Genomic DNA, 5,223 nt, shown 5'->3' with positions numbered 1-5,223 from the left:
AATGCCGTCATGCCAAATGCGATGACGATGGCGGTTAATACCAGCGCCTGAGGAAGAGGATCGGTATATTTGGTTGTTTCCGCAGAGATAATGGCAGCCTCACCAATTTGTAAGCGTCCCATAACGAATAAAAATACATTCACTGCATAGGAAATCAGCGTTAACCCCAGTACCAGAGGAAAGGTACGAGCCCGAAGCACAAGGTAGACACCACTTGATGTCATGACACCTATCGCGATGGCAACTAACCACTCCATCTATTTTTTCTCCTGTTGAGCTAAACCATGAGATGCGTGACTGAGCTTACCCAGTTCGACCAGAATAAGTACGGTTGCACCAACGACCACCAGAAATACACCTAAATCAAATATCATGGCACTGGCAATTTCAAATTTGCCAACAATCGGCCATGTCAGATAGGTGAATGTCGTCGTTAGGAACGGATAAGACAGGAACATGGCTGCTAACCCGGTGACAAAAGCTGCTGTTAAACCAACCGCAATGACTTTATGCATATCCACTTTGATTCTGGCGTTTGTCCAGGCAATACCGTTTGCAAGATACTGTGAAATGAGTGCTACTGCAGCAATCAATCCTGCGATAAAGCCACCACCAGGTAAGTTGTGACCTCGCAAGAAGATAAAGACGGCAACCATCAACATTAATGGGAATAGCAGTCTTGTCAGTGTTTGCATAATCGGCGGGTGAGGATCATGACTCCACTCACGTCCCTCTGTGTCACGTTGCGGTGCAGGTAATTTCAGATCTTTGAGTAGCGCAAAAATACCCAGACCAGCTAAGGCTAGTACAACAATTTCGCCCAATGTATCAAAGCCACGGAAGTCAACGAGAATAACATTCACCACGTTAGTACCACCGCCACCAGGCTTGCTGTTCTCAAGGAAGAATCCAGAAATACTCGCGTAATCCCGGCTCATTACAGCCATGGCTAATAACATGACAGTGACACCTGCAGAAATGGATAAAACCAGATCACGAAACAGTCGTCTATGACTTCTTTCCTGAGGACTGTGCTGTGGTAAGAAGAACAGAGCCAATAACAGCAGCACAATCGTGACGACTTCAACGGATAATTGCGTCAAAGCCAAATCAGGTGCTGAGAATTTCACAAAGCCCAGGGAGACGATCAAACCAATCACACCGATAATAATCAGTGAAACAAGTCTTTGATGATGCAATAACGCCGTTAATATACTGGCAATCACAAGAATACCCACTTGCACCATGGTGAGCAGGTTCGCATCCAGTAAAGTGCGGTCACCAAACAGTGGGCTATCAAACTGTAAAAATCCATACAATGTTGCCGCGACACCAGACAGCAATACCCAACTAATGGCATTTTGCAAAGAGCCACGATCAAATAATCGACTGATTCTGCCACTCAGCACTAATAAACCGTGTGTGATTCTGTTAAACAGTGTTTTCGCATCCAGGCGAGGTAAATTTGTATCGTGCCAGCGGAATAATTTTTCCCGATAGAAATAGACAATAACGCCGAATAACAGAGCAATAAAACTCATTAATAAAGGGATATTGAAACCATGCCAGATAGCGAGACTATAATCAGGTGGTACAGATTGTATGCTCGCCGCGACAGCCACACTTAGAATCGGGGCGACAATCAGCATGGGTACCATACCCACCCCAAGACACAGCAATACCAGAATATCGACAGGTATCTTCATAAACCGTGGTGGTTCATGTGGTGTTTTGCTTAAGCCCTGAGGTTCACCATTAAAAAATACATCGTGGATAAATCGTAGCGAGTAAGCAACAGAAAAAACGGCGCCGAATGTCACAATGACGGGAATCGCCCAACTAAGAGTATGGTGATCCGTTGCGGTTAAAGCTTGTTGGAAAAACATTTCCTTACTCAGGAAACCATTCAGAAGGGGAACACCTGCCATGGCAGACGCCGCGATCATGGCGAGTACAGCGGTATGTGGCATGTATTTTAATAAGCCATTAACTTTGCGCATATCGCGGGTGCCACATTCATGATCGATGATTCCAGCCACCATGAATAACGATGCTTTGAAGGTCGCATGATTAATGATGTGGAAGATGGCCGCCACAGCAGCTAACTTGGTGCTAAAACCAAATAACAGTGTGATTAGTCCAAGATGACTTATGGTGGAATAGGCTAATAGTCCTTTTAAATCATGCTTAAAGAGTGCGGTATAGGCGCCCAGCACCATAGTTATCATACCTGCCCCACCCACTAACCAACCCCAGGCCTCAGTGCCTGAAAGAACCGGAAATAGTCGAGCAAGAATAAAAATACCGGCTTTCACCATTGTGGCTGAATGTAAGTAGGCCGATACAGGGGTCGGTGCTGCCATGGCGTGAGGCAGCCAGAAGTGAAAAGGGAATTGAGCCGACTTGGTAAAGACGCCCAATAAAATTAATACTAATGCCGTCAGATAGTGTTCATTTTGGCGAATAAGATCGCCTGATGCCAACACGTCGGTGAGATTAAAGCTGCCAACCATATTGCCAATCATTAATACGCCAGCCAGCATAGCTAAACCACCGGCACCTGTGATGGTCAGTGCCATTCTTGCACCATCGCGGGCATCTTGGCTGTACTGCCAGTAGCTGATCAATAAAAATGACGTTAAGGATGTTAATTCCCAGAATATAACAAGCTGAATTAAATTTTCTGAAAGCACAATGCCTAACATTGAGCCCATAAACATCAATAAATACGCAAAAAAACGGCCCATTGAGTCCTGAGCCGATAAATAATAGCGTGCATACAGAATGACAAGTAGTCCAATCAGTAAGATCAGAAAACTAAAGAGTAGCGACAGGCCATCAAGTCGAAACGCGAAATCTAAACCCAGTGCAGGTAGCCATGACCAGCTCTGAATCAGTGTTTCATTATCAAAAGGAATATGAACAGCTGGCATCAAGATCAATAGTGCTAAAAAGGTGACAATGCCCGCCACCCAGGCAGAGGCAACACGATTAAATCTTGCAGCCCATGCGGCAATAGGTGCGCCCAGAAAAGGGATTAGAGCAACTAAAGGTAAGTTGAACGCCAATAAATTCATTGATTTTCCTGTTATCTAACGGGTGCTCATATTCTATATTTATACATGAAAAAGCACTGTAGAGCAGCGCTCTACAGTGCTTTTTTGTTCATTTCAGACTTTACGCTATTGTGATTGAGCGACCATGTAGTCTACCGCTTCCATTATTGCTTCATCACTCAGATCAGAACGACCACCTTTAGCAGGCATCATATTAAAGCCTTCAATAGCATGCTTATGCAGGGTGTCGATACCTTTTTCAATACGTGGAGCCCAGTCTGCAGCATTGCCAATTTTAGGTGAATTCATCAGTCCAGAAGCATGGCAGGCAGCACAGACTTGCGTCACGATTTGTTCACCGGCGCCACCAGTATTGGTATCTTCTTCTGCAGGTGCTGCTTGCACAGCAGGCGGTTCACCAATGTTGACTTCTGCAACGGGTTTGATACGTTCAGCGACCGCTTCTTCATCCATGCTGGCTGGAGCGGTTGCATTCTTGCCCAATTCGAGTGCGTTATCCAGCACAACTAATATCAAACCGAAAAGTATTAATACGGTGACAATACTACCAATTAGAAATTGACCAGAATTATTATTATTCACTGAAAACCTCTGCTTATTTTAATAATGGCGATGATTATACGGTTAACGAACTTTCTGTGCCACGAAAAGCAACAGAAAGGATTAGTTCTCTATTGCCGATAAACATATTTTCCCTATGGTATGACCGGATAGTAAACGTTGGTGGGCTTGTTCAATATTACTGGCAGACATCGGCCCCAATGTCTGTTTGTGAGTACATTTAAGCGTTTCTATATCCAGCATTTCTGAGATGCTATTCAATATGTGATGTTGCTCGATCATATCGGCTGTTTTGTACATAGGTCTGGCAAACATAAACTCCCAGACGATGCCTGCACTTTTATTTTTGAGCTTGTCTATATTGTGATTTTGCTCGCTTGTGACAACAAAACAAATCATGCCTTGAGGGGCTAGCAAATCGGTCAGTTCATCGTAGTATGGGTCAGTATCTGCTAAGCATAAAATATAATCGGGAGCAGCAATATTTAATGCTGAGTAATGATCCGTTAATTGTTGATGGTTGATGACGTGATCTGCACCCATTGCATAGCACCAATCGATAGACTCTTTACGAGATGCTGTTGCCACGACATTGAACTTTGCAACCTGTTTAGCCAGTTGAATAGCAATTGAGCCTACACCGCCGGCACCGCCAACAATCAGGATGGTTTTACCTTTATCCAGATCGGGCTGAATGCGCATTCTTGAGAATAGGGCTTCCCACGCAGTAATACTGGTAAGCGGCATGGCAGCAGCTAGTTCAGCAGTGAAATTTTGTGGGGCCTTGCCGACAATGCGTTCATCAACTAATTGATGTGAGGCATAACAGCCATCACGCGTGACATCGCCAGCGTAGAAAACTTTATCGCCAACTTTAAATAGTTCACACTCATCACCTGTCTCGACAACAGTGCCAGAGGCATCCCAACCAATAATTTTGGCCTTGTCATTATTGTCACCCAGGCTGGCTTTAATTTTTGTATCAACAGGGTTAACAGCAATCGCTTCTATTTTGATAAGAAGATCATGTCCTTTGGGTGAGGGTGTCTCGCGCTCGAGTTCTTGTGCTTGTCCATTGGCTTGAAAAAATCCATAGGCTTTCATTCACTTTGCTCCGCTTGTGGCTATTTGATGTTAATGACCCAATAGTATGAATTAAGTTGCTGTGATTTATGGCAAAAGCTGCTTCAAAGCGTTTAGGTACTCGTCTTCTGATGGTGGCATGCCATCACGTTGTGCTTGCCATATAGATTGCGCCAGACAGTCCATCATCATGTGATCACAGTGATGTGGGTCTTGTTTGGAATGAAGTAATTGCTGATAGATGTCACGAATACCCTGGGGTCTATTTGTTTGAATCTGTTCGTGCAGAGCCAGATGTAACCCCATATGTAAATAAGGGTTGGTTTCGCCAGCTTCAACGAAGTAGTCTTGATCGATTTTATCTGGTTGATTAAATAAGGCGTGATATTCGGGATGAATCTCAATGATATGAGCGATGTGTTTTTCGAGCTCGGTGAGGGGGGCGCTAGTATGGAATTTCTTCCAAACATCGAAATAGACTTGTCTGATTTCTTGTCGGTTT

The 5,223-nt window shown here is 44.3% G+C and carries 5 protein-coding genes; all 5 read right to left on the bottom strand.

Annotated elements, in window-relative coordinates:
- Positions 1-257: Na+/H+ antiporter subunit C (locus B4K20_RS13320; protein ID WP_289283240.1), on the bottom strand; the 257-nt coding region annotated here is incomplete at its 3' end.
- Entirely contained in the window at positions 258-3,077 is a 2,820-nt protein-coding gene (locus tag B4K20_RS13315; RefSeq protein ID WP_289283239.1) for a monovalent cation/H+ antiporter subunit A, read from the bottom strand.
- 105 nt (positions 3,078-3,182) lie between these two features.
- The gene (locus B4K20_RS13310) at positions 3,183-3,659 is read right to left on the bottom strand and encodes a c-type cytochrome (protein WP_289283238.1); all 477 of its coding nucleotides are present in this window, start codon (positions 3,657-3,659) and stop codon (positions 3,183-3,185) included.
- Positions 3,660-3,740: 81 nt separating this feature from the next.
- Positions 3,741-4,742, bottom strand: coding sequence for a zinc-binding alcohol dehydrogenase family protein (locus B4K20_RS13305; RefSeq protein ID WP_289283237.1), 1,002 nt, complete (start codon positions 4,740-4,742; stop codon positions 3,741-3,743).
- 66 nt (positions 4,743-4,808) lie between these two features.
- Positions 4,809-5,223 (bottom strand): DUF1841 family protein (locus B4K20_RS13300; protein WP_289283236.1); only part of this gene is annotated, 415 nt, incomplete at its 5' end.

Origin of the sequence: Methylophaga sp. UBA5088 (genome assembly GCF_002414625.1) — a bacterium.
Taxonomy (GTDB): domain Bacteria; phylum Pseudomonadota; class Gammaproteobacteria; order Nitrosococcales; family Methylophagaceae; genus Methylophaga; species Methylophaga marina.
The sequence above is the reverse complement of the archived record's forward strand: the minus strand, read 5'-3'. Positions and strand labels throughout refer to the sequence as shown.

Bases quoted from the DNA above. Each gene is read 5' to 3' on its own strand.
- B4K20_RS13305 (WP_289283237.1), bottom strand. From the start codon at position 4,742: ATGAAAGCCTATGGATTTTTTCAAGCCAATGGACAAGCACAAGAACTC.
- B4K20_RS13315 (WP_289283239.1), bottom strand. From the start codon at position 3,077: ATGAATTTATTGGCGTTCAACTTACCTTTAGTTGCTCTAATCCCTTTT.